Annotated in this window: 5 protein-coding genes and 1 pseudogene; 4 read left to right on the top strand and 2 right to left on the bottom strand. The window is 76.8% G+C overall.

The features are described from left to right. Positions 1 to 1,012, bottom strand: a pseudogene (locus tag MNZ29_RS23700) (PD-(D/E)XK nuclease family protein); the annotation flags it as partial. 52 nt (positions 1,013 to 1,064) lie between these two features. Here MNZ29_RS23700 and MNZ29_RS23695 point away from each other — a divergent pair. Continuing rightward, entirely contained in the window at positions 1,065 to 1,595 is a 531-nt protein-coding gene (locus tag MNZ29_RS23695) for a hemerythrin domain-containing protein (protein ID WP_242341025.1), read from the top strand. On the opposite strand, the gene queD is transcribed toward MNZ29_RS23695, so the two are convergent. Beyond that, the gene (queD, locus tag MNZ29_RS23690) at positions 1,580 to 1,972 is read right to left on the bottom strand and encodes a 6-carboxytetrahydropterin synthase QueD (protein WP_242341026.1); all 393 of its coding nucleotides are present in this window, start codon (positions 1,970 to 1,972) and stop codon (positions 1,580 to 1,582) included. The two genes, MNZ29_RS23695 and queD, sit on opposite strands and share 16 nt — an antisense overlap. Before the next feature lie 92 nt (positions 1,973 to 2,064). Here queD and MNZ29_RS23685 point away from each other — a divergent pair, with 92 nt between their 5' ends. From MNZ29_RS23685 to MNZ29_RS23675, 3 genes are read left to right on the top strand one after another with little or no spacing between them, the layout of a single operon-like run. Continuing rightward, a complete protein-coding gene (locus MNZ29_RS23685) occupies positions 2,065 to 2,592 on the top strand; it encodes a rhodanese-like domain-containing protein (protein ID WP_242341037.1) in 528 nt (175 codons plus the stop codon). After that, on the top strand, positions 2,589 to 3,056 hold the full coding sequence (locus MNZ29_RS23680) for a MauE/DoxX family redox-associated membrane protein (protein ID WP_242341027.1): 468 nt from the start codon (positions 2,589 to 2,591) through the stop codon (positions 3,054 to 3,056). Before MNZ29_RS23685 ends, MNZ29_RS23680 begins: the two co-directional genes overlap by 4 nt. Positions 3,057 to 3,089: 33 nt before the next feature. Continuing rightward, the gene (locus MNZ29_RS23675; protein ID WP_242341028.1) at positions 3,090 to 3,749 is read left to right on the top strand and encodes a class I SAM-dependent methyltransferase; all 660 of its coding nucleotides are present in this window, start codon (positions 3,090 to 3,092) and stop codon (positions 3,747 to 3,749) included. The last annotated feature ends 125 nt before the right edge of the window (positions 3,750 to 3,874 follow it).

Raw genomic sequence — 3,874 nt, 5'->3', positions numbered from 1 at the left:
GGACCGGGGGGAGGTCGGCGAGCGCGGGGCCCCGCCCCGCGGCGAAGGGGACGCCGCGCGCGGCGAGCGCGCGCGCGAGCGAGGGGGCCACCTGCCGGGGCGCGGCGGCGATCACCGCGATCTCCTCGAAGGGCACGCCGTCCGCGGCGAGGGCCGCGACGGTTCGCGCCGCGGCGTCTGCCTCGCCCTCCTCGCCCGGCGCCGCCACCGCGATGACCCCGTCACCCTCGAGCTGCCCGGAGGCGCGGCCACCGCCGAGCGCGGCGAGCAGAGCGGCCGGCCCGGGGGCGCGCCCGTCGCCCTCGACGTGCGCGAGCACGACCTCGATCTCGCGCCGCGCGGCGAGCTCGTGCAGCGACTCGACGCGCCTGAGCAGCGGCTCGACGGGCGCGCACACGTCGGGGCGCTCGGGGAAGAACGGCAGGTGGAGCCGCGAGCGGCGCGCGCGCGCGACGAGCGCGGAGAGGAGGTCCCACTCGGCGAGGCTCGCCTCGGCGATCCCCGCGACGACGAGGAGGTCGAGGTCCGCCGTCTCGGGGCAGGTCACCCCGCGCGCCGCCGCGTCGGCCGCGGCGCGCGCCGCGCCGGCGCGATCGAGCGCGCCCGCGCGAGCGAGGCGCGTCTCGTAGGCGGCGAGGACCTCGGCGACGGCTCCCAGGCGCGCGGCCGCGGCGCCGTCCAGCGACCTCGCCGCCGCGCGTGCGTCCGCCGCGCTCACCTCCGCGCGGCGCAGCTCGGCCAGGGTCCCCGCGAGCGCGGCCGCCGTCCCGTCCGTCGCCTCGAGCCCCTCGAACGGCCCCCCCGCGTCTCGCCCCGCCTCGGCGGCGACGAGCCGCTCGGCCAGCGGATCCAGGATCGCCCGCCCGTCGCCCGCGGCGGCCACGAGCGGAACGACGAGGCGATCGAGCGTCGCCACCTGAGGCCCGAACAGGACGCCGTCCTGCGCGTCGCAGAGACGTCGCGCCGCCCTCGCAGCCGCGAGGGGCGTCCTGGCGAGGATGAGGGCGGCCACGAGGAGCAGGATACGAGGGAAGGCTGACGGGGCGGCGTGCGTTCCGGGAGAGATGCAGACGCACACCGGCACCAGGTCCCTCGCCGAGGAGGCCGTCGCGGTCCTCCTCGAGTGTCACGGCCGCCTCCGATCGTTCATCGAGCTGGCGGACCGGCTGGCGGTGGCCGGCGCGATGGGGGCAGAGGAGGTCGCCCGCGCGGCCGCCGGGATCCGGCAGTACTTCGCCGAGGCGCTCCCGCTGCACGCGCAGGACGAGGAGGAGTCGGTGCTGCCGCGCCTAGCCGGGCGCGACCGGCAGGTGGACGCCGCGCTCGTGACGATGCACCGCGATCACGCCGGCCACGCGCTCGCCGTCTCGCACGTCCTGGCGGTGTGCTCGGAGCTCGTCGCCTCGCCGGGACGGCGCGAGGAGCTCGCCCCCGCCCTCATCGCCGCGGTGGCCACGCTCCGGGAGCACTTCTCGCACCACCTCGTGCTCGAGGAGGAGGTCATCTTCCCGGCGCTGCGGACGCTCCTCGGGGACGGGGCCCGGGCGGACATCGCGCGCGAGCTGCGCGCCCGCCGCGATCACTCCTCGCGATAGACGGCGAGCGAGCCCTCGTTCTCCCAGACCTCGACCTTCGACACGCGTACGCGGCCGCCCTCGCGCTCGAGCAGCGCCCGGTTCGCCTCCTCGTAGAAGTGGCGCGCGAGCAGCTCGGCGGTGGTGTTCACCTCGTCGAAGGGCGGCACCTCGTTCACGTTCCGGTGGTCGAACCGGCCGCCGATGTCGCCGACGAGCTTCTGCAGATCCGCGAAGTCGATCACCATGCCGATCCGGTTCAGCTCGGAGGCGCGGGCGTGGACCCGGATCCGCCAGTTGTGGCCGTGGAGCCGCTCGCACTTGCCGCCGTGGAAGCGGATCTGGTGCGCGGCGCTGAACGTGAACTCCTTGGAGACCTCGAAGACGGGGACGCCCATGCGCGGCGCAATATAGCCGCCCTGGCCGGCGAGCGCACCCGCGCATCGGGATCGCGGGATCCCCCCTCCCGCGTTACCATCGCCCCGTGCGCATGCTCGCAGAGGCAGCTCTCATCGTCGCCGCCGGAGCCCTCCTCGGGCTCGCCGGGAACGCCGCGAGCCCGAGACCGGCGGCCCTCGCACGGCCCGTCCACTCGGCCGCGGAGAGCGGCACCGGCATGTGCGCGGTGGCAGGCGCCGCCCCGGCGGCGAGGGCGCCGCGCATCGCGGTCGAGGAGGCGAAGGGGCTCTGCGACGCGTGCAGGGCCGGGTTCGCCGACGCGCGCGGCGCGAGCGAGTTCGCGGCGGGGCACGTCACGAACGCCGTCCACCTCCCGCCCGCCGGCCACCCGGACGAGGCGGTCGCGGTCGCGGCGCTGCGCGCGTACCCGCTCGTCGTCGTGTACGACGGCGACTACACCTGCGCGCTCGCCGACGAGGTCGCGCACCGGCTGAAGCGGGAGGGGCTCCCCGACGTGCGGGTCCTCGAGGGCGCCTGGCCGGCCTGGGTGGCGGCAGGGGGCGCCGGCACGTCCGGCTACTGCCCCGCCTGCCACGATCCCGCGGAGGCTCACCGGTGAAGCCGCTCCTCGCGCTCCTGCGCATCGGCCTCGGCGCGACCTTCCTGTACGCCGCCGCCACGAAGCTCCCGGACATGTCGGCGTTCGCCGAGAACCTCGCGAACTACCGGCTCGTGCCGCCCACGCTCGTCCCCGGCGCCGCCGCGGCGGTGATCGGGATCGAGCTCACGCTCGGCCTGCTGCTCGTCACCGGGCGGCTCGCGCGGGGCGCCGCGCTGGTCGCGACCGGCCTCCTCGCGGTGTTCACGCTGGGCCTCTCGCAGGCGCTGCTCCGCGGGATCGACCTGCGCTGCGGCTGCTTCGGCGGCAACGAGAGCGCGACCTGGCTCACGGTGCTGCGCGACGCCGGCATGCTCGCCGTCGCGCTCGCGCTGCTCCTGCGCGGCCCGGGCCGCCTCCTCCCCGCGCGCCCGGCCCCGGCGAGCGAGCCGCGGCGCGACGCGTCCGCGGCCACCCATGGCTGAATCTCCCGGACCGGCCAGGGGCTCTCCTCGCGCATGAGCACGCACTCCCCGAAGCACCCTGACGCGCACGGCGCAGGCCACGGGCACGGCCATGGCCACGCGCCCGGTCGCGACCGCCACGGCAACCCCGAGGACCTCGACGCCTACCTCGCGCGGCTCGAGGATCCGTCGCGAGTCGAGTGGCAGAAGCCGGACGAGGTGGTCGCGGCGCTGGGGCTCCGGCCCGGCGCCGTCGCCTGCGACGCGGGCGCCGGGCCCGGCTACTTCGCCCTCCGCCTAGCCCGCGCCGTGGGGCAGTCCGGCCGGGTGTACGCCATCGACGTCGAGCCGCGCATGATCGCGCTGCTCGAGGAGCGCGCGCGGGCGGCGGGCATCGCGAACGTCCACCCGCTGCTCGCGCCCGAGGGCGAGGGGCTGCCGCCCGAGCCGTGCGACGCGATCCTCGTCGTGAACACGTTCCATCACTTCCCCGACGGGCCGGGGTACCTCCGCCGGCTGTCGGAGCGGCTGGCGCCGGGTGGACGGATCGTGAACGTGGACTTCCACGCCGGCGAGCTGCCGGTCGGACCGCCGCCGGACCACAAGGTGTCGCGCGAGGACTTCCTCGCCGCCGCGCGCGCGGCGGGGCTCGCGGTCGCCGCGGAGCGGACGTTCCTGCCCTACCAGTACTTCCTCGAGCTCCGGGTCGGTTGAACGGGGGCTGCGCCCTGAGGATTCGTCACATCTTCGGCTGCTGACCGGGGGAGCGGCTCTGGTCGGACTAGCGGCGCACCGCGCGCTCCGGCTGGGCATCGACGGGTCGGCACCCGCGCGCGCCG

This window comes from Anaeromyxobacter sp. SG64, assembly GCF_022690745.1.
In the GTDB taxonomy this organism is placed as follows: Bacteria; Myxococcota; Myxococcia; order Myxococcales; family Anaeromyxobacteraceae; genus Anaeromyxobacter; species Anaeromyxobacter soli.
The sequence above is the reverse complement of the archived record's forward strand: the minus strand, read 5'-3'. Positions and strand labels throughout refer to the sequence as shown.

Excerpts from the sequence above, each read along its gene's own strand:
- MNZ29_RS23695 (WP_242341025.1), top strand. The coding sequence starts at position 1,065 with ATGCAGACGCACACCGGCACCAGGTCCCTCGCCGAGGAGGCCGTCGCG.
- MNZ29_RS23675 (WP_242341028.1), top strand. The coding sequence starts at position 3,090 with ATGAGCACGCACTCCCCGAAGCACCCTGACGCGCACGGCGCAGGCCAC.
- MNZ29_RS23685 (WP_242341037.1), top strand. The coding sequence starts at position 2,065 with ATGCTCGCAGAGGCAGCTCTCATCGTCGCCGCCGGAGCCCTCCTCGGG.
- queD (WP_242341026.1), bottom strand. The coding sequence starts at position 1,972 with ATGGGCGTCCCCGTCTTCGAGGTCTCCAAGGAGTTCACGTTCAGCGCC.